We start from the raw sequence: 23,959 nt of genomic DNA, 5'->3' as shown, positions 1-23,959 counted from the left end.
ACCGAATGCCAAATTTTTACAGGCATTCTTTTTGTCTTTTCCTCGGGCCGCACAAAGGAAGCGAATTGCCGGATGCTACATTTATATGGCGTTTTTGTTAAGACTTGATTACTGCCGGCGTGATTGAAGGACTGTATGCTTAGTTTGAAGTGCATTTGCAAGAATGAGGCTGTTACGGTGCATAAAGGCCAGATAGCGTATATCTCTATTTTAAAGGTCTCAATTTAGCAGAAAAATCTTAACGAAAACAGCAAAATAAAGGAAGGGAAAATGCCATAAGAGTGGAGTGAAAACTAGCCCCGTAGAAAGGACGTTGATGCACGTTGGACAAGGAATAACGGCCCATTCTTTTTGGCTCAAAAATCATGTCTTTGTTGATGTTAAACGTAAGCCAATTCTTGGATGGATGGAGCTGATGCTTCGGTTCATGACAGTAATGTCTTCGAAAAAATTATTGGTGACAACACAAGCCGTGGTGTTTGGGCAAACTCAGTGAGCTGTTCAGTAAAACATCTGGATGCGTTGAAAGCGTTAGGCTACCGTGAACACATTCATCGCAAAGGGAATGGGTGTCGAAAATAGACCAATCGGGGATAAAAGAGTAGCAGTACCAAATTGAAGGCTCGTGCCAGAGTGGAGAATTTTTCGGTATGAAAAGCCAGAAGGTTGGCCATTTGGTTGTGCGGGCCGCCGGCTTGGCCCGTGCGACGGTGAAGATAGGTTCGAGGAATTTTACGTACAAGTATGGATCGAGTGGTCGACTAGGGGGCGTGCCTGGTCAATGAGGTTGTTCGCGGTAATCTCTGAAAATAGAGGGTTCTGATATTGCATCGATTTATTCAGGCATGTTTAAGTACATGGTCAAGAGTAACCTACAAGGACTGTTGGAATTATTTATCACTCAATATTCCCTTGATTTTATTACATTGCTTGTGATTTTTTGGTGAATTATTTATGGAAAATATGCATCGATTATTTGTTAATTTGAGAGTTAGAGGTGCTGCTGGTAAGAATAAATTAGTTAATCATGATATGCGTTGGGCATATAGTATGGATATGGCAATAGCAACGGCTGTTTTAGCAATGAGCTATGGTCTAGAGAAGAGCGTGATTGAATCTTTATACGTTAAGTTCCATCGCTTACTTCCAAAAAATAAAGAACCAGAATATCTTGAACCAGCAGTACTGGTATCTTATTGTCAACATGCCCTCCCTGTCGACAAACGATTGAGTGCACATGATATATGTGATTTTATTCTTGCTCTATCTCACCGTAGTTATGCGTTTAAATATGAGAGCGAGCGCTGGTTGGCATCTAAGTTTAAGGCTATTCCAGTTGGTCTTCCTAGAACTCGCAATTGTACCCCCGTAGCTCGTAATTATACACCTCATACATTTTCTATGTACCAAGGGTATCGTGAGCAACTGAGAATGGGAAAAGTTTTTGAAGTTCCTGCAATATTTGATCTGTGCAATAACTTATGGGTAAGAAGAGTGTCAACTGAAGCGCCAATTGAACTAACAGAGACGAGGAGTGATAATTGGTTACATACGAGATTGAGTAACTTGCCATTAATTTGGAAACATATTGATGACTTATTTAATTTATGTGTTGAATTGAAAAGTGAGCGGAATACAGCTGTTAAGTTGAAGACAGTTTTAGGGATTGCAGCACAAGTGCATTGGTGGATGAGCCATGGAATGCCTTATCGACGAGGAAGTGCTGCTGTAGCTGATATGCTAAGTAAGGCAATGTTGCAATATCACAATGTTAGTACACCTTGCTGGAAGGTAGGGATTGCGCCAGATTTGGAAGCTTTTTGTAGAACTCTTGATGATTATATTGAAAAATATAATTTATTTTTTACTAAAAGACCTTCTTTTAATTAGTAACTTGGTAATTTAGTTCGTTTGAACAATTTATTTAATGATAATTTTTTTTAAATATCTTTCGTGAAATTTGTAGGGAAAATTTATAATGTATTTTAGTTCATATGGTGGGGAAAATACTGGAGTAAATTATAGAGAGTTTTTGTCTAAGTTACATGCTTTTTGTCTGCCCAGTAGTTATTTAGGAATAGGTACTCGTAACGGTAATTCTTTTAAATATGTTAGCTGTGATTCAATTTTAATTGATCCTCATTTTGTTGTTAATCAAAATGTTTTTACTAGCGGTAGAAAGTTGTCTTTATTTTTTCAAGTAACGTCTGATTATTTTTTTTAAAAATTATAATCCAAAATTTTTAGTAAAATATCCTATTGATTTTTTTCTTGATGGCATGCATCTTTTTGAATATTTGTTAAGAGATTTTATTAATGTTGAAAAAAAATCTCACCGTGATTCTTTAATTTTAATACATGATATATTGTCAACAAATAAAAGAATGACATCAAGAATATTAAATTCAACTGGGGATAAAAATAAAGAGCCAAAAACGTCAAAATGGTGGACCGGAGATGTCTGGAAAATTCTTTTAATTCTTAAAGAATATAGAAAGGATATTCATTTTTTTACAATTGATTGCGCGCCAACAGGTTTACTGTGTTGTTCTTGCTTGAATCCTTTTTCAGATATATTAGAGAAAAATTATTTTGATATAATCAAAAAATACGCCAGTATTGAGTTTTCGTTAGATAAAGTGTCGAGTATATAGCCAGTTCTAAATAGTAATCTGTTATTTGAAAACGTACATGATATGGGAATATTCTTTAAACCTTTTCAGTAATTGACAGCTTGATTTCTATATTAAGCTAAACCAAAAAGGATTGTATGTAGAATTTTAATTTTAATCCGATTAATGAATATGTTAGCACTCTCGATGGGGCATTGCTGGCAAAAGGGTTTATAATCTCGGAGGGGTCGACTAGTGGCCACTATGAGCCCCAAAAAAACATTTCTTGTCAAAATTATCTAAAATTTTTCTGTTGTTTGATTGGACACATTCTTCATTGAGTATACTTAGCTCTCGATGAAACCACACCATACCTTTATTATTGCCAGAGATAGCGGTATACTTCGATATTTCCCCCTCATTTTTCGGTATCCATTGAGTAAATATAGCTGTATGCGTAGAATTACAATTGTTTGTTAACATCGATACAATTGTTCCTGGGGTAATTAATCTTTTTTTCTTTTCATCTGGCCAGTTGTCAACTTCTCTACAGGAGTAAATTTGTCCATTTTTTTTAAAATACTCATAGAGATTTCGCCAATGGACATCACTCTTGTTCGGATCAGGAGCATCTAGATTATTCTCTCTCAAAACAAATGCCGCAAACTCTGAGCACCAGTTTTTTCCACGTTTCGCGTATTTATCTTTATCTGTCTGGCCTAGGTCATTGTAAGCTGTTTTTAAAATATCTCCACTCAGTTCATAATAACCTTCACGGAATTGCTTCATTACGTCCCTCAAAGGTAAAAGAGGGTAAATACCCTTTTTGGGGTACAAATTTATATTTGGAAGATTAGTCGCGATCCTGTTTTTGCTTGGATAGGAGTACTTCCTTCTTGTATCCAACAGTAGTTGTCCGCCACGTCGTACAGCTACATTTGCGATAACTACCTCACTTGAATCTTGTTTGGCCGGCTCATACGCTATTGCAATGTTATCCCATATGTCCGGAGCAAATTTGCCCCAGTCTTGCCAGTGAAAATGAGTTCCATCATTCCACGGTTTTTGGGAGTCGAAACGATCACCTAAAAAATATTCTACTCTTCCATTTTTATTGATTGCTTTACCAGAAAACTTTAAAGCAAGTACTTCTGGGTTTGTTTGCTGGTGTAAATAGCGTGATAACTCTGATTGAGAGATGCTCGCACCTAGCGGCTTAGCGGAAAAAATAATATAAAAGGTCGGCGTTGTTGTTATTTTTGCATGTGTAACAATGATAATCTGATTGACCCTTTGTGGAAGTATACTGCTTGAATAAGCTACCGGTACCAATAGAAAAAAGAAGGACTGCAAAAAAAGAATTGCATACATTAAGAACTTCTTCATGTCTGAACTATCTGAGTTGTTGATGCATGATAAGTTGGGCTCTCGATTACGCCGTTATTTTAAACCTTTAACTGTTTAGCGAAAATAAAAAACCTTGCCTTGCCCTTGTTCTGTTACTGTTTAGCCCTTCAAGGGCTGACACTGAACAAAAATTATTTTTCGCAGAGTATGGCAACCTGGAGTCTGCTGCTGGTTCCTGTTTTTTTAAAAATTGAAGTTAAATGAGATTTTACCGTCCTTTCTGATATAAAGAGTTGGGAGGCAATAGCTTTGTTCGACATGCCTTGGGCAATCAGTTCTATTATCTCCTGTTCTCTGGCTGATATTCCTTCTAAAGGAAGACCACCTAATCGCTTCCCCTTCTTTTTTGTTTGGGACGTGTGTTGTATTAGAGAGAGCATCAGGCTCTGCCCAACCCATACTTTCCCTTTTTCAATCGTATCAACTGCCTTTAACAGGAGTGGCTCGGCTATATACGAATTGGCATATCCTACGGCACCTCCCTGTAGTAATGATATTCCCTCCTCTTCTTGAGGCTTGAGCGAGAGAAAAAATAGTTTTGGCTGAGTATCAACAGCCCATGCTTCCAGTAAATTTTTTAAGGGTGAAAAATTGGAGTCAGCCAGAATGATGGTTCCTTCTTTTTTATACTCTGCAGAAAGTTGGCGTAGGGCTTCGATGTTTGTGGCCTCATAGACCGTGTATTTTTGGGAGAGAATTTTTTCCCATCGTTCCCTTATTGGAGCATTGGAGCTGCACAGGATCAAAAACATATTACCTCTCCCTCAATGCATTCTTTTTTGCTCGCAATATCGGATTGAGCAGGTAGTTGAGGACGGTTTTTTTTCCTGTCATAATGTCAACCGAGGCAGGCATACCAGGGATTATCGGCATCTGTTTGGTTCCTTTCGTCAAATAATTTTGGTCCGTTCGAACTTTTACCAGATAAAAGCTATCACCATTTTCATCAGGGATACTGTCTGCGCTGATATGCTCAAGTTTAGCTGAAAGTCCTCCATACAGAGTAAAGTCATATGCAGAGAATGTAACCATTGCCGTTTGTCCTGGGTGAAGGAAAGCAATGTCTGCCGGGTTTATTTTTGCTTCGATCAAAAGTGTATCGTCAAGGGGAACAATTTCAATCAAATCCATCCCTGGTTGGATGACCCCGCCAACCGTATTGATAAGGATTTGATTTATTATCCCTTTTACAGGGGATTTAACGTCAGTACGCGTGAGCTTGTCCTGTATGGTTACAGCATTGCTCAGTAGGGTATTTTTAGTCGCAATAGCCTTGTTCATTTCCAGCTTTGCATCTTTTTGAAAAGAGACCTGTGTCTCGTGTATTTTTCTTTTTGCTTCTGCATGTTTAGAGCGGATAATAGGGATTTGAAGTTCTGCAGTTCTTAATTGTCCTTCAAGATTATTGAGGTCTCTGCGGAGTCGTAAAATTTCAACCTCTGAGACAGCCCCTTTTTTTACCAAAGGTTGCGTCATACTGAGTTCTTTTTTGAGAAAATTCCTGCTTTGCCTGTATTGCTCAATGTGTGCTTTAAGCTCCTCTAGCTCTTGCTCTTTTTGATTTGATTGAGCCTGGAGGATGGCTATTTTGGTCTTGAATTCTTCGGTTTCTGTTACAAAAAGATCCTTTTCCCGAGTAACTGTATCCATGTACTCAGCAGGGATGTTGGTCGGCACATTGAACTTGCTGCCCGATATTTTTGCCTGCAGCCTGGCTATTTTGGCATCCAGTGCGCTTATCTGTCTCTGGTTATCTGAAAATTGTGAGGCGTAACGGGTCGCATCAATTTGCAGCAACGTTTGCCCTTTGCTGACGTTATCTCCAACAGCAACAAGTATATTTTGAAGAATGCCGCCTTCCAGATTTTGAATAATCTGAATATAACTTGATGGGATAACACGGCCTTTGCCGTTTGTGATTTCTTCTACTTCCGAAACCGCAGCCCACCATGTGCCGGCGATACAAAGTAAAACAACTGCCCAGAGTATAAAGCGTCCCCCTTTAGGCGACTGAACAAGTATACTTGTACGAATATCTGTAACAAGATCCAGCTCAGATGCATGTTTGGAATGGAAAAGTGTAGATGATTGCTTTGTTTTTTGGCTAGCCATATTGTCCATCAATATATTATTAGATACTTAAGGCGCCTGATTGTAAATCCTGTATTATGCGATCTCTTGGGGCATCGGCAACAATTTTGCCATTATCAAGGACTATTATTCTGTCCACAAGGTCTAGGAGCGAGGCCCTGTGGGTAACGACTAAAAGGGTTTTGTTTTGAAGAAGAGTCTTTAGATTTTCCTTGAGTCGCATCTCTGTTCTGTTATCGAGAGATTTGCTTGGTTCGTCAAAAACGAACAGGGGAGGGTCATGAATGAAGGCCCTGGCCAGGGCAACACTCTGCCGTTGTCCACCAGACAGGTTTTTTCCCCGTTCACCAACTTCTAAGTCCAGCCCTTTTGGATGTTTTTGGGTAAATTTTATAACCCCTGCTTGTTCAACTGCGTTCTGCAGTTGATTGTCGTCTATTCCCCTTGTTCCGAGAAGGATATTATCTTTTACGCTTCCCCTGAATAAGGTGACGTCTTGGGGCACGAAACCAACAAATCTGCGCAATTCAGCCGGGTCTATTTGTCGAACGTCTACTCCATCTATGCCAATCATTCCTGAAGATGCCTGGTAGAGACCCAATAGAATTTTCAACAGTGTTGTCTTGCCTGATCCCGTTGGGCCGATGATAGCCACACGCTCCTTGGGTTGTATTTGCAGGTTAAGTTTATGCAAAATTTCATTCTTCTGAAAAGGGTAAGTAAAAGAGAGATCGCGGCATTCAATGGATCCTTCAATATTGGATTTGTAGAGAAAGGTTTTTCCCTCTGGTCTTTCAACCGGTAGGTTCATAACATGGTTAAGATCAAGTAGCGATTCTTTTGCCTTATGGAACCTTGTCGCCAAATTGGCGACTTGGGACATGGGAGAAACAGTCCTTCGAGAAAGAATAATGCAGGCGATAAGGCCACCTTTGCTGAGCTGATTGGTTGAGATAAAGTAAACACCTGCTATCACAACAGCGACAAGAACAGCATGTTGTATAAAAACAGAAACATGACTAACCGAAGTTGATAGAAAACGGGCTCGTGCACTCCATTTCGCAATAAAACTGACTGATTCTTCCCAAGATTGCTGTAGTCTGCTCTCTGCACCAAGCAGTTTGATGGTTTCCAGCCCATTAAGTCCTTCAATGAGAACCGCATTTTTTTGAGCGGAGGCCTTAAAAGTGTTTTGGATAGCCTTTTTTAGCGGCAACTGGACAAGGGCAGCGTAGATCACCAGGGTGACTATAGCCACCACATGGATCCAGACTATGTTGCCGGCAAGGTACCACAACGCAAAAAGCCCCAGAAAAACAAACGGAACGTCAATAAGTGTTGTAATTGAAAACGATGTTATAAAGTCTCGAATGTTTTCAAATTGCTGTAGTTTTTTAGCAAATGATCCTGTTGCCTTGGGTACAACTTCCATTTTCAGGCCAAGGACTTTTTTAAAGAGTGCAGCTGAAATAAGCAGGTTTGCCTTTTTACCGGCTTCATCAACAAAGTATCCTCTGAGTCCCCGAATGATGAGTTCGAACAGGTAAATGATCATTATTCCAGAAGACAAAACCCACAGTGTGTCAAGGGCGCTGTTGGGAATGACCCTGTCATATATGTTGAGTATGAAAAAGGGGGTGGCAAGGGCGAAGAGGTTAATCAAAAAAGAGGCAACGAAAACATCCCTGTATATTTTCCAGGAAGAGAATATCGGCCCCCAAAACCAGTTTTTGATATTTCCAATCCTGTCAGCAATATTCGTTTCTGTGTCTTTATATTTGGGCTGAAGGAAAAATGTGTACCCGCTGTAGGTCTTTTCCATCTCCTGGAAGGAAACCACAGTTTCTCCATCACCTGCCTCCGGGAAAATGATATGGAGAAACTGCTTGTCGTAGTCTACCTGGGTGACAATGCATGCATCATAAGGTTTCAGGAGAAGGATCGCAGGAAGCGAGAGTTTCGGTAGTTTTTGTAATGGTTGCTTGAGAAGTCTGGTTGAGAGATCGGCTCGAACAGCAGCTCGAGGAAAATTTTCGACGGTGAGTACATTGTTGTTTTGGGGCAAGCCGGACCGAAGTGTTTCTGCAGAAATATCACGCTTATGGTGTTTGGCAACAATGAGCAAACAGTCCAATAACGGGTCGTTAAGGGTATTACTGTTACTGGGAAACTGCCAAGTGCTGTCCATTGAAACCTCAATTAGGTATTGTAAGTTGTTTCTGACGTAAGAATGACTTCATCGCGTTGGAGTAGGTCGACTTTCTTCATTTCGATAATTGTTGAGCTAAACGGATGCTTACCTATTTCTTGAATAGAAGGGGCTCTGAAAATTTTCTAGAGATAATATATAAAAAAACAATTGGTTATGTGTGAAAAATGTTGATTGAGCTTATTCTGACTTAAAAAGCACTCGTTTGTAATTAGCAAAAAAGATGCTACACTACGAATAACTTTAGCAGAATTTTTATTTTTTGAATAAGGATATCATTTTTTTACCTTTTGTAGCAACGCCTACGCGGGAAATGGGGATATATGATGCTGTATGTTGAAAGAGACGCTCAAGGGAAAATAGTTACTATTCACCGTTTTCAACAGACTCCTGCATTGGAAGAAAAGCAAAGTATTGATGATGAGGTAATGGAGTTTTTGGCCGAGTCAAAAGGGGAAACTCAAGAACAGGTTATGGCCCTGTCTGATCAGGACATGATTCGGGTTGTTGATGACTTGGTGGAGCTCCTTGTCAAAAAAGGTCTCATCATGCTGACGGAACTTCCCCATTCTGCTCAGGCTAAGCTTCTTTCCCGCAAAAAGGCACGGGCAAATATACAGCCGGATTCTTTGCTTATTGATCGGATCCTTTAATGCATATCATTAGTTTCTTCTAGATTCAACCTATATGGACGCTTGAAAAAGTATCCCTGATACGCATCTAGATTGATTTTTTGCAACAATGCTAGTTGCTCCTTGCTTTCCACCCCTTCGGCAATGACGAGAATATCAAGGCTATGTGCTACATTACAGAGTGAGTTTATAAAAAAGTAGCTGTCGCTGTCTTGGCCTGTAAGCTCATTGGTAAATGCTCTGTCAATTTTCACATAATCAGGACGGAGTGATTTAAGGTATCCAAACTGAAGGAATCCTTTCCCAAAATGGTCAATTCCTACAAAATGGCCCATTGGTTGAACCTTATCAGCAAAACTTTTGATAGTATCCTGATACTGTGGCAGCATACCTTCTGAAAATTCAAAATTTAACGGCAGGTCCGATGTCTTCAATCTTTTCTCAAGGGTTGTTAGTAGCCAGCTGTTAAATTCGATGTTGATAAGAGAAATGGGGGAAAGGTTAATCGCTACCCTTGCCTGCTGTTCGAGCAGGGATGTATTGCTGAGTACTTTTTCAATTATTATTTTGTCCAGCTTGTGTATCTGCTGTGTTCGTTCCGCCAGGGGGACAAACATTCCCGCCCTGTGTTCAGCACCTGATTTTTCTTGGAGACGGGAAAGAATTTCCACATACAGTGTGTCTTCTGTGCTGGTACTTCTGACTGTTGGCTGGGCATATAGGGAAAAGCGTTTCTCTGCAAGAGCACTTTGTAACAGCTTCAGCCATTGAGCCTTTCCGGAAGGTATGGTCGGTTGCTCGGGATTCATCTCACGGATTACAACTGCCCCGCTGGCCAATGATTGAGCCTGTCGTAGGGCTTCGTCAGCACCGGCGAGAAGATGCGGGAAGTCAATTGCCTTACGATAATAATATCCGCCAATGGCAGCGGGGTCATTTTTTTGCTCGTGCTTGTCTTGTAGGAGCTGCTGCATTGTTTGGCTGATTGTTTGGGCGATCTTTTCCGCAGAGTGCCGGTCTAGGGCTGGAAGGAGTAGGGCGAAATCCGCACCGTTTAATCGTGCTAAAACAGCATTTTCAATGGTAGCGGAATGTTGTGCCATCAGCTCTGCGGCTGTGGATATAAGTTTGTCCCCTTTAGTGTAGCCATGTTTTCTATTGGTCAGTTCCAAAGAGTTGATATGTATCATAAGTAAGCAACCTTCGGCAGGTTGCTGCTTGCGGCTTATCCGGCTGTCCACTTGTCCTTCCAGGTATCGACGATTGCCAACGCCTGTTAATGGGTCTATATATGCTTTAGTTCGTAGTTGATCTGCTATTTTTGTCTGCTCTGCAAACATTGCTTGTACTTTTTCCGTCATCTGGTTCATTGCCGAGACAACTCTCGATAACTCCCTGGTTCGAGGAAGTTTCTTTTGGGTGATATATTGTTTTTCGCAGATAGCCAAAGCCTGTTCTTCAACTAAAGTCAGTGGTTTTAAGATAATGCGAAGTCCTATCCCGCCAATGATAATGATACCCGCAAAGGCAATTCCGAACCAGGCTGCCGTTGATGTCCCAGAATCCCATAATGCTTGATAAGCATAGCCAGGATGACTCATTACCTCAATGGAGCCGACTTGCTGCCAACCATCCATTATCTGCGCTGCTGTATTGGGGGTTGTCAGGGGAATGAGTTCTGTAAACCAATGGGGTATATGCTCAAGCTTTACTGCTGTTTTTCGGGTGATAATTGTATCGCCATGGAGATCTTTTAAAATAATCTGTTGGTAATAACCTCGGTCGAAAATAGCATCAACCATTGCTTCCATTGCAGGGGTGTCCATCATTTTCACTTTAAAATGAGTGGATATGGAAAGGCCAAGTGAGGTGGCGGTATCTTGGGCGTGGGACTCTAGCTGGTCAATAAGAAAAGATTTAGTAGAGTTGAGCTTTATGAACCATATCCCTGCCAAAAGGAAGCAAAGAATTGTGAAACTGAACAGGAGAAGTTGGCGATAGAGAGTCATTTTTTGCACCCACTTAATTGAATTCTTGGGTCATGCGATGCATTACATTTTGCCATTTTTTGAGTCGGCCGCTATGGCCGATATTTTTGCCCTTACCCCTTTGTTTAGCAATCCAGAGGCTGGAGCCGTTAAAGGTATATACAGGATACAGATCCGGTCTTTTTGATGCTGGTAAAATAGATGGTGTCAGGTTGTCGAGAACCAGTGGTTCGGCGCCCGGGTATGCGTAGTATGTGCAAACCATATGAGCCTGATTGAGCTTAATCGCCTTTACATAGGTGATGGCCAGTTTTTCTTCAGGTATGCCGATGGTCTTGAGGGTGATGTATTTGGCAATGGAAAAGTCTTCACAGTCACCAGCGCCACTGGCTAGAAATTCCACAGGGGTTGCCCAGTAATCGGATTGTTTCCATTGAACGTGGTCGGGGACAAATCGCATTTGATTGAAAAAAAGGTTAACCTTTTTAAGCACTTCTTTTTCATTCTCCACAGAAGCGTGATCTATCAGATGAAGCCACTTCAGAAGGCGGACCCGTGAGCTCTGGCCATGTTCTCGCTCAACTTGTTGCAGGAGTGTTTCGGAAAGAAAAAGTTTCTCCTGTGTATTCACAGGAGAAACATGGCCAAGGGCAAATACCGCGATCAGGATAAGAGGGGCCTTGGAGGTGATGTAAAGGCGTAATGCGGTAATCATTTAATCGTACAATAGAAACAGGCTCTCAACAGCATCGCCGATACTGTCGATATTTTCTGAAGTGTACGCTTAGTTATCTGTATCCTCTTCTTCGTCAACAAAGCTCTCTTTAGGCCATTCGAGATGCAGGGCGTGAACCAACGTGCCCATACCATTGAGTATACGGTACTGGGAGTAGTGTCGGTCGTATATAGCATTGACATAGTCCTGTTGGGCATCAATACGCTCTGCTTCGGAGTCTAGTACGTCAAGAAGTGTTCTTGAGCCAATATTCCACTGCTCAGTGTAGGCTGCCGCTGTATTCTGCGTCGCCGTTACTCGCAGTTTTTGATATTCTATCCGTTTAATGGCTGCTTGGTAGGCCATCCAGGATAAACGTATGCTTTCTACAACTTGACGCTGAGTATGGTTGCGGATTTCCCTTGCTTCATTTATGAGTTCAAGGGTTTCTGCTTTGCGGGCGGTATCGTTCCAGCCTTTAAAGAAATTATACCGCAATCTTACCATTCCAATTAAATTATCTCGGTTATCATACGTATAGCCATAATCATCTGTCCATATTCGATCGACTTCCAGATCAATGATAGGCATAAAGGGACTTTTTGCTACTTCATTTTGTGCATGTCGGGCTTCCAGGTCAGCTTTTGCAGATTTTAATTGCGGATGCGCCTTTATGGCCTGATGTGAGGCGATTTCCTGTGATGCCGGCAAAAGGTCATCAAAAGATTCAGGCATGGTGAGCATATGGGGCATGTGACCAATCACAGCCTGGTAGTTTGTCTCTGCGTCCAGGAGGTTGGTTTCTGCTAGAATTAGGTTGGACTCAGCCAGCAGCAGCCGGCTACGAGCTTGATCGATGTCTGATTTACGACTGATGCCTGACTCGCTTCGCAGTTCTATCTGGTCAGCTATTCGTTGATGAATGAGCAGGTTTTCTTCTGCCAGTGCTAACAGTTCTTTATGTCTTAAGACTTGAAAATAGACTTCAGCGGCGCGAAGAGTGAAGTTTTCCGATGTGGCTTGTAAAAGATATGCCTGTGAACGTACTCTGGCTTCTTGGCGGGCCACTTCATTTTTTGTAGATAAGCCTGCAAAGACATTCTGCCGAAGGCCTAAGGTAAGCTCATAAGGGGAAAGAGTATCATCAAATGGTTCGTAGACCTCATTTTTACCGGCACCTGCCCCCAGGTTAAGCTCAGGGAAGTATCCTGAGCGAGCCTGTTTCACTTCCTGATCCCTGGCAAGCCTGTTATGCCGAAGAGTTAAAATGTCCGGATTGGAACCCAGCATGTACTGAACGGCTTCTTGTAATGTTTCAGCCTGTGTTGCAGAGAAGCAAGCAAAGATGAACATCGTTGCCAGGCTGGCTGACTTCACTTGATGCAAGAACGTCTGCATGCGTTAATCTCCTAAACTAAATAAAGTATGGGCGTTAGTGTTGGTCAATGATGGTTAGTTAGCGTTTTTTTTTTATTGTGGAGCGTATGAAAACATGAATGAATTATCTCGCCACTTGTAACTAGTATATTCTTATCAATAAAGCAACGTGCCTTGTAGTGTGGAAGTAACTGTTTAAAAATACAGAAAGCGGCCAATGAACTGGATTTGTGAAAAAATTATTCGGTGACAGTTATTTCTTTGAGCAGAGCGTACAGGAGGCGTTTCGCTCGTTTGTTGCCGGTTTGAGCGGCAAGGTTATACCAATAATACGCTTTACCTTTATCAATTGTAGTGCCAATACCTTTCTGCAGGCAACGGCCAAGGTTGTTTTGTGCTCTTGTGTTACCGCGTATTGCTGCCGACCGAAACCATAAAAGAGCTTGAGCTGGGCTGCTTAACTCTTTTTCAAGGAGAAGTCCTAGGTTGTTTTGCGCCTTCGAATTACCCTTAGATGCAGCTTGGCGTAACCAGTACTGAGCCTTTTCAAGATCCTTGTCATGGTAGATGCCGTCGAGGTAGAGAAGACCCAACTTGTTTTGTGCTTGCGTACTCCCATGTTCGGCCGCCTTTTGATACAAGTGCAGAGCCTTGGTGATATCTTTTTCATGAACGTCGTCGTGTTCCAGTCGTTGGGCGAGAGCGTATTGTGATTTAGCGTATCCTTGTTCAGCTGCCTTTGTCAGCATGCGCAACGCTTTTTTATCTTTGCCCAGGCGGAATAATCGTAGCGCTAGAGTGTGCAGGGCATAAGGGATCTCGGCATCTGCTGCGAGCAGAAGGTATTTTGCATCATTTTGCTCGGGAGCATAGAAAGGGGCGAGGGATCCAGATAAAGTAGAAATTGAGCCTTCTAAAATGTCTTGTGCTGAGTAGGCTACATGCCTTTTATGTAGATCTTTGTGGGTTAATGCGCGAATAAGTGTTTTTATTTTTTCTGAAGTAATCGAGTCCAGGTTAAGCGACTCGAGGCAATGGGCTAAGCAGCGATAGTGCTGAGCAGAAATTGTTGCAAATTGGTAGGGACGTTTACCCGAAAGAGCCTCGAAAAGAAGGAGGCCAAGGCTGTAAAAATCGGTTGAACTGTCATGCTGGCCGTAAAAACACTCAGGGGCCACGTATTCGTGATTTGTTCTAATGGATTCGCATCTACCATTACCTTTGAGTTCAGATACTCCCCAGTCAATAAGATAAGCGTTTTTTTCTGTAATAAGTATGTTCGATGGCTTTATATCCTTATGGAGGATGTTTTTAGAATGGGCCTCTTTGAGGCAGTCTAAGAGCTGATTGAATAAGGATAACCCCTCTTTTTCTGATAAAGGGCCATGGCGTTGGATATAGTGGTCCAAACGATCACCATCTATGAGTTCTGTTATGATCTCAAGGTGATCATTGTTGAAGCCGGCATCTACAAGAGTTGGGGTATGCGGATTGTTTTTCAGTGCGGTGAGAGCATTTGTTTCGTTGAGAAATGTGCGGATATGATACCTGTTGAAAAAACGTTTGAGAGCATACCTTTTATTTCTCCCGGGATAGCGGATGGAATACACGTTTGCATACCCCCCACTATCTATCTGGTGGGTGATGATATAGTCATTTTTTCGTAAATAAAATGAATGGCCCATGTCTTTTAACAGGGTGAGGCTGTATGGCGAATTTTATATGAAATTTTGATGGAGACTCATTTATGTATATAGTTCTTTTTAAAATCGCATCAAATCTGTACTCTGTCAAGACATAAGCAAGAAGCAACAGTGCGCTTTGAAGACGTAAAAGCGCACTATCGTTTACATATTAACACTGGCTAGCTGTCGATTCCACCCATGCAGAGATATTTTATCTCAAGGTAATCATCCATTCCATATTTTGAACCTTCGCGTCCGTTGCCGGATTCCTTCACCCCGCCAAATGGTGCCATTTCGTTGGAAATTGCACCATCGTTAATACCAACGATACCGTATTCGAGCGCTTCGCTGACCCGCCAGGCGCGTCCAATATCCCGAGAATAAAAATAGGCTGCCAGGCCACACTCGGTATCGTTGCTTATCGCGATAGCCTCTTCTTCTGTTTTGAATGAAACAAGCGGTGCAACAGGGCCAAATATTTCTTCTTTGCACACCCGCATGTTATCCGTGACCTGAGTCAGGATCGTCGGCTGTACAAAAGAGCCTCCAAGTGCAGGTTGACCGCCGCCAAGCAGGACTTCGGCACCTTTTTCCTTTGCTTCATCTATCAAGGCCAATACATCGTTTGCTGCTTTTTGATCAATCAGTGGGCCGGTGGTCACGCCTTCGTCCATGCCATTGCCGAGAACGAGGCTGGTTTGCATTGCCGCTGCGAGCTTCTGCGCAAATTCATCATACACCTCATCCTGCACGAGAATACGATTACTGCATACGCATGTCTGTCCTGCATTGCGAAATTTAGACACCATGGCCCCTTGGACTGCGGCATCCAGATCAGCATCGTTAAAAACAATAAACGGAGCATTGCCCCCCAGTTCCATGGATGTCTTCTTTACCGTAGCTGCGCACTCTGCCATCAATTTTTTGCCCACCTGCGTCGAGCCTGTAAAGGTCAATTTGCGCACAATAGGATTAGAGGTGAGTTCTGCACCAATCTCACGGGTTATACCGGTAACGATATTGATCACTCCGGCGGGAATGCCGGCCCGACATGCCAACTCCGCTATTGCCAGTGCGGATAAGGGGGTAGCTGTTGCCGGTTTGCAAACAACCGTACAACCTGCAGCAAGGGCGGGTGCTATTTTTCGAGTCAGCATAGCGTTGGGAAAATTCCAAGGGGTAATGCAGGCAACAACACCTACTGGCTGCTTAATACATACCAGCCGCTTGCTGCTGTCCGGACCAGGAATCGTATCGCCGTAGACACGCTTTGCTTCTTCTGCAAACCATTCGACATAGTTGGCGCCGTATACAATTTCCCCCTTAGCTTCTGCCAGGGGTTTGCCCATCTCGGCGGTAAGGATTTTGGCCAGGTCTTCCTGATGTTTCATCATCAGGTTGAACCAGCAGCGGAGTAAGTTGGAGCGTTCCTTCGCAGATTTGGCACGCCAGTCAACCATGGCTTTTTGCGCTACCTCGATTGCGCGGCGTGTCTCGATAGTGCCGCATTTAGCGACGGTTCCCACCAATTCGCCTGTGGCTGGATTGTGGACTTCTATGGTTTCGCCAAGATCAGCATCAACCCATTCTCCATTGATAAATGACTGCCCTTTCAGCAGGCCAGAATCGTTTATATTCAACATTGTAAATCCCTCAAATATTTTTAATTGAAATAACAAAATGTATAAGGACGAGAAAACGTGGCGATGTTAATAAGGGGCTAGCACTCTCTCATTCACAACTTTCACTGCTTTGATGTCGGCATTATGTTACCGTTCGTTGATTGTGCCGCATCACGTTTACTGTCTTTGTTTCAGCTACATCTTTAAATGCCTGCCCTTAAAATACTCAAAAAGAGGGTTTGGCTTTTTCGTTGTATAATACCGCCTGATTCTACTTGATGGAACTTCAGCCGCCATAGCAATAATGCGTTTCCAACCATACGATGATGTTGCAAGCCTTTTCCCTGCCAAATGTTCCATGTGTTACGTAGTAGCTCTGTTCTCATTCAAGTGCAAAGGCCCGTTTCGGGCCTTTGCGTTGACAACCAATAAAGGATAGTTGTAGGTTCTGAAACTGTTAAAGATACCGTTTAAAGCACACTGCGATAAATTGCTTCAGCGTCCTCAATTTTCAGTGTTCTTGGGTTGTTGGCGAGCAGGCGGGTGACTTTCATAACGCCTTCTGCCAAGGCCGGAACATCATCCGCCTTGACATTGTACGCACTCAAGTGCTGCGGCACATTCAAATCCGCAGCCAGTTCTCTGACAGCCGCTACTCCAAGCTCGGCTAGCTTTCTTGGACTCATGCCGGCATCGCCTTCACCGAAAATGCGTGCTATGTGGGCAAATTTATCAAGATTACCTATGAGGTTGAATTCCATCACCGGCGTTAACATAATTGTGTTGGCAATGCCGTGGGGGATATGAAACTCCGCGCCGATGGGATATGCAAACGCATGTACGGCGGTTACGCCGGCGTTGGCAAACGCCATTCCGGCCAGCATGCTCCCTTCCAGCATTTTGTTTCGTGCTTCGATGTCATTACCGTTGGCGTATGCTGTTCGGATGTTGCCGAAAATGAGTTCCATGGCCCTGACAGCCAGCATGTCGGTGGTTGAGTTGGCATTAATCGATGTGTAGGCTTCCATGGCATGGATCAGAGCGTCCATACCCGTTGCAGCCGTAACAGCAGGTGGAAGTCCTACTGTCAGTTCCGGATCAAGGAGTGCACAGTCGGGTAACAGATGCGAACTGACAACTCCTTTCTTCAGCTTTTCGTGATTATCAGACAGGATGACAATCGGTGTGACTTCGCTTCCCGTACCAGCGGTCGTTGGCACCAAAATAGTTTTCAACCCTGGTTTTTTGACCAGGTCAATGCCGAAATACTCTTCAACCTTTCCTGGGTTGGTGACCATGACGGAAGCTACCTTGGCAATGTCAAGGGATGACCCACCTCCAATGCCGAGAATGCAGTCAATGTTATTGGCTCGTATAAGATCGACAACTTCATTGACAATTTCAAAGCGTGGATCTGCCTCGACTTTATCAAAACGTATAAACGCAAAGCCACCTTTGGTTAAAAGTTTTTCAATACGATCGATTATACCGGTCGCCACTAAGCCGGGATCGGTAATTAGCATGGGTTTGGTGCCGCCAAGATTTTTTATTTCCTGGTCAAGGGTGTTGATTGATCCAGCCCCCATGACAATACGTTCGGTTGTCCTGAAAAGGGTGATGTTTGACATTATAGTTGCTCCTTTCACGCTGAAGCTCTCTGTGCAGGCGACTTCAGCTGTGGATTCAAGTATGGAAAAAGATCCGGTCAGCCCATAGGCTGATTGTTGCCTATACAAAAATGCCCGGAACTTGATGAAATAACATTTATTTGAAATATCGTTTGTGCAGGTAGCCGGCAAACCCCTGCACTACTTCACGCTGGATGTCGTTTTGGGCGTGATGCTGGATATGAGATGCGATATCGCCTGGTCCCATGATGGCTATCCCATCATATTCCGCTATAGCTACAGAATCACAGTGAGTTGCGACCAGAACCGGCTGAGGCATAATTTCTTCCTTATACCCTTTTTTTAAGACAATATTGATCAGGTGGCAGATGCGCCACAGGTTGCCGGTTTGCTTACTCAGAGGTTCATTTCCCGCCATTAATGTGCCGGCGTCTACTCTGAGCGGTTCGGATGAGGTGAGTTTTCCGACAACAAAGATACCCTGTGGGCCGAGTACGAGAAATTCGACATGTAAAAGCTCAAAATTAAAATCGTACATGACGTAATGATCATTATTCAGGGATTGCAACGAAGCTAGAATTGTATGGTCGGCCTGAACCAGTCTCTCGAATTCGGCTTTCTTAAACAATCGTTTCCACCCCATCGGGTTCACTTTGTTCAGTGCAAACCCGACAATAACAACAATCACAGCAACAGTGCCCAGCATGGAAAGAATATTATCCTTCCAGTTGTCTGCGGGATTAAGCATGAATCCGATCAGCGCAACCGTTACGATAATAATCAGGAAAATATGGGAGGTCGGAATGCCTTTAAATGACTCTTTCCGATAACCGACGATATGGGCCATGAGGCATAACCTTTATTGTTCTTCTTTCATTATTTCAGCGATCTCGTTGGCAATGGTTTCCGGTGAGTCACAAGGGAAGACAGGCTCTTCCTTTTCATAGGCTTTGCGGAAACTGCTCATATAGATCAATACAGTCAAAATGATAGCCGATCCAAGCCCCCAGGCTGCACCGCGGGTCGCAAGGATTGCTCCGGCAACACCGGCAATACCGAGGTCATTAAATCCTCTGGATTTTAACACGCCTACCCGTACGCTTACATACCCTTGAATTAACATGGTAGATGCCAGGCCGACGCCAAGAATCGGTTTTACTGTGGAAACAATTGGCGCGAGAAAGTACCCTGTCCAGGTTCCAAAACGAAAAGAACCGGCACCACCAATGATTGATTCCATGGCCTTGGGCCCGTGCTTGTAACGCTCGCAGACGACAACCTGCATGGCAGCCCAGAGAGGACCGCACATGGATATATCCGGTCCGATAAAACTCATGATGGTGTTTCGAGCCCCAAAAATCACATGAGACCGATTTGGGTTGTAATTGATATCTTCGTCAGGACGATATTTCTGGGCATCGTCGAGCAATGCCTGGGATTGGATAACGTCACCAAAAACGACTACATAAGTACTTATCACCATTGGAATACCGGTAATAAACATCTTGAGCGGTGGAAAGGGGATTGCCCCGAACACGGTAAAATCTTTAAAGAGTGTAGCGAAGTCCGGGTGGGTAAATATCCCGCTATCGTAGGTGGGCCAGGCAAGTTCTCCGAGCAGAGGACCGACAAATATGGCAAGAGCCAAAGCAGGCATCATGCCGAGATTACCCAAGTAGTACATTATCTTGTTCTGACGCCTGAGCTTTTTGAAATGCTCGGAAAATAGCAGGTAAAAAGCAATCCCGATACAGATCGTAATAGTCCAGGGGTTAGAATCAAAACTTTTCAAGCCTTCACCCGGTTTAAATACAAGCATGACCGCAGAAAAACCAGCCCCCAGCAAAATAGCTGACTGAACCGCATTGGGAATGAACGAGACGAACTTTTTTGCCATTCCTGTGACACCGAGAAAGATGCAAAAAAGGCCGAACGACAATTCAAAAGCAATCAGGGATTGCATTCGCTCGACCCCTGGTGCAAAGGTCTCCACATAGGTAATCAGTAAGGGGATGGCTGGTGTTACCCATCCCGGTATTACCGGGTCACCGAAAGTTATATGGGCCAGATAAAGGGTTCCGTTGAAAATCACAATGGCCAGTGCCACTTCAAAAGACATCCCCAGTTTACCTGTCAAGACGGGGATAATGGCAAGGCAAACCGTGCACATCAACAAGCCCTGTAGGTAATCCGCCCATTCAAACCGGTAATGTATGAACGGCAGGCGCAGGGTTAACAACCCCATGCGAACCCCTGGTTGTCTTTTTCCGTACTCTCTTTTTTGCCTCATGTACGTTCCTCCTCTCATTGTGTTGAGTCATTAAAATTCAATTTTTCTTTCATCTCTGCGCAGATTATTCGGTCGATCGAACTTTTGTACTTGTCCTCCTTGTCAGCAAGAATTGATCCGAAAAGCGCAACCATGCTTTTTCACGAGCTGTTTTCAACGAAAAGCTTGATTGTTTAGGAATGGCATGGGGGCGAAGAGTATTGGCTGGTTACTCTTTTTTTAGAGGTTGAGATAATAAGAAGCGAAAGGGGCTTTCGGTTCTAAAGTGTTAATTTTCAGGGGTTAAAGCAGACCTGGGGCACAGTCACGGCTAAGGAAGGCGGTGAAAGAAAATGTATTCATTTCAGAAAGGTGCATCACTGAGGCATAAAGACAAAATACGTTCTACGGGATAAAGAAAAAACAAGAGAGAGGTGGTCACAAAGACAAAATTGTTTTCTTGTTTGATGCGAAACGGCATCGTTTTTTTGTTGGTATGTGTATGGCTCTCTGTTTAACTCTTTGTTTTTGATGAATAAGTTCTAGTATTTCCGTGTTGATGCATTGGTGCATCGGGTTGATGCTTTAGGGCATCGAACAGTATCGTGTAATTTGATGCAACGACCTGTTTATCACCTGTTGATTTGAATACCAAGGCGATTGGCCTTACGAACAACTGTTGATTGATTAATCCCGAGGGCTGCTGCTACTTTTCGGGAGGTTCCGTGTTTCTGGATGGCTGTGCTCAGAATTCGATGCTCAAATTCTGCCATGGCCACTTTAAGGGGCTTGCCGTCAAGTAAGGATACGCTGGGCAGTAGTGGTGCGGCTTTCATTTTTTCAGGCAGGTTACGTGCTGTAATAACTTCTCCCTGGGCCATTACAACCAGTCGTTCAATCATATTTTCGAGTTCCCGTACATTCCCCGGCCAGTCATATTCAATCATCGCATCGATGACTTCGGAGGTAATCTGTTTGCTAAAACCATATTTACGGTTGTATTTTTCAATAAAGAAGTAAATAAAGTGGCTGATGGCCTCCTTTCTTTCACGCAAAGGAGGAATCAATACAGGTACAACATTGAGTCGGAAAAAAAGATCTTTGCGAAATTGTTGCTGTTTGATCATCTCTTCGAGGTCACGATTGGTGGCAGCCATTATGCGAGTATCTACCTGGATGGGTTTTGCTCCCCCTATACGGACGATTTCTCTCTGCTGTAAAACACGCAATAATTTTACCTGCAGTCCCATGGGCATTTCGCCGATTTCGTCTAGAAAAATCGTGCCGCCATCTGCCATTTCGAAAATCCCAGCCCTGCCGTCCCTGCTTGCATCGGTAAAAGCCCCTGGAGCATATCCAAATAACTCCGATTCAAGAAGGTTTTCAGGAATGGCTGCACAACTGATTTTAATAAATGGTTTTTTGCGCCTGGCACCATGGTTATGGACAATCTCTGAAAAAACTTCTTTGCCGACACCTGAATCACCTTGGATGAGGATGGTTGAATCTACTTTGGCGAGCTTAAGGGCCAAGTCGTAGATCTCCAGCATCTTTTGAGATTTGATAACAAATTTTTTGTGATCGCCGGCAGCCTTGCGCAATTGCTGTAGCTCCATTTCATATCGAGACTGCAGTTGTTCCATCTTCTTGATTTTTTCTTGAAGCTGATTCAGCTCGGTAACATCCCGCACATTGGTGACAACCCGGAAAATATTGCCGTCGTCATCAAATATTGGATTGCCGGTGACAACAATAGTCTTGTCCGTTTTCATAATGTTTTGGACAATAGTTATTGGCCGTTTTTCTTCCAGTACTCGTAATGTTGCAGAGTCGTTGTAGAGACCTTTGGCCACCAGGTTCTGCATTGTATGGCCTACAACTTCATTGCTTTTTATGCCGGTAATACGTTCATATGCTTTGTTGATTCTAAGCGTCTTACTTTCTCCGTCAGTCACATATATCCCGTCAAATGAGGATTCAATGATGGCATTAAGCTCTTTGGACATAAGCCGAACTCGCTCAAGCTCACTTGACATGAATTCATATTTTGTAATATCGCGTAGAATCGCAAACGAAGCGATTATCTTTTTATTAATTATTATAGGTGCCCAGTTCGTAACATACGTTTTATCGTCAAATGTGAATTTTTGGGTGAGTTCAAAATTGCCGTCATTTAAATGTTTTTTTGGATGGGACGGAGTAAGGAGCGTTGTAACGGGAAGAGCAATAATATCAGGTTTGGAACGATGTATTACCTGACAAGCAGCCTTGTTGCATAAGAGGATATTGCTGTTGTTGTCGATAACAAGAATAGGCTTATCGATACAGTCTATGATTGGTTCCATTTGGGAGATGAAATTGACAGGGAAATTCGAAAGAGTAGTGCTAAAGTCCGATCTCTGCAGCAAACCTGCTAGATGCTCTGCATCATAGACAACCCAGCAATCAAACGGCATAAGGGCTACGGTTTCCAGTTCATCGTTAAGACATGCCTTTCCGACTTGCCTGCCAATCAAGCGATTTGCCGGTTCGTCGGGCATGCAACCGTCAGCCAAGGCGCGTAGAATATCCTCTTGGGTCAGGACTCTTTCGGGCAATCCTTCCCGGTTGAGCAAGAGAATGCTGTGATGCGGATGACTGGTCAGAATTGCAGCAGCACGGCGAATATTTTCACCTGCTTCCAGGATGTGCATCTCGCTACGCATGTAATTTTTAACTTTCATACTTTCCTTTCATGTAAACACGCCGTAAATACCTCTACTTCAGGCAACCGGAATCATGATACCGAATCGAAAACTTGGCGGCACCTGATATTTTTCAAAGTCAAGCCTGATGGCGTCGTAAAAAGTCCGATCTAGGGTGTTGCAGGTTTTGCCCGAGGATTTGACATACCATATGTATAGTCAAAGGCTCGGGCAAAACCTGCGCCTTGTATGTCGAACTTTTGTACTTAGCCATCTTCACTGTGTGATGGACTTTTTACAAGTCCATCAAGCCTGAAAAGTTACTTGAGTGCTGTAATTAATACCTGGTCAACGCAGGCTCTCCGTGAGTGAGTGCAGATGCAACCATTGCAGGGCGTTGTGAAATGGTCCGTTGGCCTGGAGCCTTTGATTGTTTAGAGCATTTATAATGGTAGGCATTGTAATTACAGTGAAGAAGCGGTTATATTCACCATTGTGTGGGAAATAAGGTGCTGCCGGAAAGGTTTATGTGGTTCAGTACACAGTTCTAACTCAAGGGAACCGAATCGTTGCGAACAAAGGACCTGAAAAAAATTTATAGCACCAAGAATTGGCACAACCAATGGGCGTTGTTTTATTTTGTGCGAAACTGGGAAAATATTCTTGGTTATCCGCTAGGTAAAGTAACTTATCCTGCCTTTTTTCGTGGTGATGTGTTGTGGATCTATGTGGATAATTCGGCATGGATGCAGCAGATGCAGTATGTGAAGATGGATTTGCTGGATGCCATTCAGAAGGCCGTGCCCACCGCTGTGGTCAACGATTTACGGTTTGCGGTGCACCCTGCGATCCAGGAAGAGGAAGCACCGTCTGCCCCACCTCCCAAGAAGCCCATTGACAAACAAAAAGAAAAGCGGTTTGTGGACATGGTATCAAACGTATCCAATGAGCAGTGTCGACAATCCCTCTATCAGTTATGGCGAGCATCTGCCGGAAGTGCCGGGAAAGGGACTAGCAAGTAGAGTTGCCTTTACGTTGTT

General features: G+C 43.4%; 17 protein-coding genes. 4 read left to right on the top strand and 13 right to left on the bottom strand.

Annotation, left to right across the window (positions count from 1 at the left end; translation table 11 throughout):
* Nucleotides 1–954 precede the first annotated feature (954 nt).
* Both ACHZCY_RS08395 and ACHZCY_RS08390 read left to right on the top strand, forming a co-directional pair.
* On the top strand, nucleotides 955–1,890 hold the full coding sequence (locus ACHZCY_RS08395; protein WP_319548558.1) for a hypothetical protein: 936 nt from the start codon (nucleotides 955–957) through the stop codon (nucleotides 1,888–1,890).
* A gap of 389 nt (nucleotides 1,891–2,279) precedes the next feature.
* Nucleotides 2,280–2,654 (top strand): hypothetical protein, encoded by a 375-nt coding sequence (locus tag ACHZCY_RS08390; RefSeq protein WP_319548557.1) that lies wholly within the window; start codon nucleotides 2,280–2,282, stop codon nucleotides 2,652–2,654.
* A 210-nt stretch (nucleotides 2,655–2,864) separates the two neighbouring features.
* Here ACHZCY_RS08390 and ACHZCY_RS08385 read toward each other — a convergent pair whose 3' ends face one another.
* The 4 genes from ACHZCY_RS08385 to ACHZCY_RS08370 form a co-directional block, all read right to left on the bottom strand.
* Nucleotides 2,865–3,983 carry a hypothetical protein gene (locus ACHZCY_RS08385; RefSeq protein ID WP_319548556.1) on the bottom strand — a complete coding sequence of 373 codons (1,119 nt, stop codon included), beginning with the start codon at nucleotides 3,981–3,983 and terminating at the stop codon, nucleotides 2,865–2,867.
* Nucleotides 3,984–4,150: 167 nt separating this feature from the next.
* The gene (locus tag ACHZCY_RS08380) at nucleotides 4,151–4,771 is read right to left on the bottom strand and encodes a response regulator transcription factor (RefSeq protein ID WP_319548555.1); all 621 of its coding nucleotides are present in this window, start codon (nucleotides 4,769–4,771) and stop codon (nucleotides 4,151–4,153) included.
* A 1-nt stretch (nucleotide 4,772) separates the two neighbouring features.
* The gene (locus ACHZCY_RS08375) at nucleotides 4,773–6,131 is read right to left on the bottom strand and encodes an HlyD family type I secretion periplasmic adaptor subunit (protein ID WP_319548554.1); all 1,359 of its coding nucleotides are present in this window, start codon (nucleotides 6,129–6,131) and stop codon (nucleotides 4,773–4,775) included.
* 19 nt (nucleotides 6,132–6,150) lie between these two features.
* Nucleotides 6,151–8,298: a type I secretion system permease/ATPase gene (locus ACHZCY_RS08370; protein ID WP_319548553.1), complete on the bottom strand. Its 2,148-nt coding sequence runs from the start codon at nucleotides 8,296–8,298 to the stop codon at nucleotides 6,151–6,153.
* Between the two features lie 344 nt (nucleotides 8,299–8,642).
* Here ACHZCY_RS08370 and ACHZCY_RS08365 point away from each other — a divergent pair, with 344 nt between their 5' ends.
* A complete protein-coding gene (locus tag ACHZCY_RS08365; RefSeq protein WP_319548552.1) occupies nucleotides 8,643–8,972 on the top strand; it encodes a hypothetical protein in 330 nt (109 codons plus the stop codon).
* Here ACHZCY_RS08365 and ACHZCY_RS08360 read toward each other — a convergent pair.
* The 9 genes from ACHZCY_RS08360 to ACHZCY_RS08320 form a co-directional block, all read right to left on the bottom strand.
* The gene (locus tag ACHZCY_RS08360) at nucleotides 8,969–10,960 is read right to left on the bottom strand and encodes a bifunctional diguanylate cyclase/phosphodiesterase (RefSeq protein WP_319548551.1); all 1,992 of its coding nucleotides are present in this window, start codon (nucleotides 10,958–10,960) and stop codon (nucleotides 8,969–8,971) included. The genes ACHZCY_RS08365 and ACHZCY_RS08360 overlap by 4 nt on opposite strands.
* 13 nt (nucleotides 10,961–10,973) lie before the next feature.
* A complete protein-coding gene (locus ACHZCY_RS08355) occupies nucleotides 10,974–11,654 on the bottom strand; it encodes a transglutaminase-like cysteine peptidase (protein WP_319548550.1) in 681 nt (226 codons plus the stop codon).
* A 69-nt stretch (nucleotides 11,655–11,723) separates the two neighbouring features.
* Nucleotides 11,724–13,052, bottom strand: coding sequence for a TolC family outer membrane protein (locus ACHZCY_RS08350; protein ID WP_319548549.1), 1,329 nt, complete (start codon nucleotides 13,050–13,052; stop codon nucleotides 11,724–11,726).
* Between the two features lie 218 nt (nucleotides 13,053–13,270).
* Nucleotides 13,271–14,716: a serine/threonine-protein kinase gene (locus tag ACHZCY_RS08345; protein ID WP_319548548.1), complete on the bottom strand. Its 1,446-nt coding sequence runs from the start codon at nucleotides 14,714–14,716 to the stop codon at nucleotides 13,271–13,273.
* Between the two features lie 179 nt (nucleotides 14,717–14,895).
* Nucleotides 14,896–16,359, bottom strand: coding sequence for an NAD-dependent succinate-semialdehyde dehydrogenase (locus tag ACHZCY_RS08340; RefSeq protein WP_319548547.1), 1,464 nt, complete (start codon nucleotides 16,357–16,359; stop codon nucleotides 14,896–14,898).
* 449 nt (nucleotides 16,360–16,808) lie between these two features.
* Nucleotides 16,809–17,966: an iron-containing alcohol dehydrogenase gene (locus ACHZCY_RS08335; protein ID WP_319548546.1), complete on the bottom strand. Its 1,158-nt coding sequence runs from the start codon at nucleotides 17,964–17,966 to the stop codon at nucleotides 16,809–16,811.
* A gap of 136 nt (nucleotides 17,967–18,102) precedes the next feature.
* On the bottom strand, nucleotides 18,103–18,813 hold the full coding sequence (locus tag ACHZCY_RS08330) for a hypothetical protein (RefSeq protein WP_319548545.1): 711 nt from the start codon (nucleotides 18,811–18,813) through the stop codon (nucleotides 18,103–18,105).
* 12 nt (nucleotides 18,814–18,825) lie between these two features.
* Nucleotides 18,826–20,256 carry a hypothetical protein gene (locus tag ACHZCY_RS08325; protein WP_319548544.1) on the bottom strand — a complete coding sequence of 477 codons (1,431 nt, stop codon included), beginning with the start codon at nucleotides 20,254–20,256 and terminating at the stop codon, nucleotides 18,826–18,828.
* A 611-nt stretch (nucleotides 20,257–20,867) separates the two neighbouring features.
* Nucleotides 20,868–22,958: a sigma 54-interacting transcriptional regulator gene (locus ACHZCY_RS08320; RefSeq protein WP_319548543.1), complete on the bottom strand. Its 2,091-nt coding sequence runs from the start codon at nucleotides 22,956–22,958 to the stop codon at nucleotides 20,868–20,870.
* A gap of 530 nt (nucleotides 22,959–23,488) precedes the next feature.
* Between ACHZCY_RS08320 and ACHZCY_RS08315 the strand changes: the two genes are divergently transcribed.
* Entirely contained in the window at nucleotides 23,489–23,941 is a 453-nt protein-coding gene (locus ACHZCY_RS08315; RefSeq protein ID WP_319548542.1) for a DciA family protein, read from the top strand.
* Nucleotides 23,942–23,959 lie beyond the last annotated feature (18 nt).

It is taken from the genome of Desulfogranum marinum (assembly GCF_963675105.2).
Lineage (GTDB): Bacteria > Desulfobacterota > Desulfobulbia > Desulfobulbales > Desulfobulbaceae > Desulfogranum > Desulfogranum marinum.
This window is presented reverse-complemented; position numbering and strand designations above follow the sequence as displayed.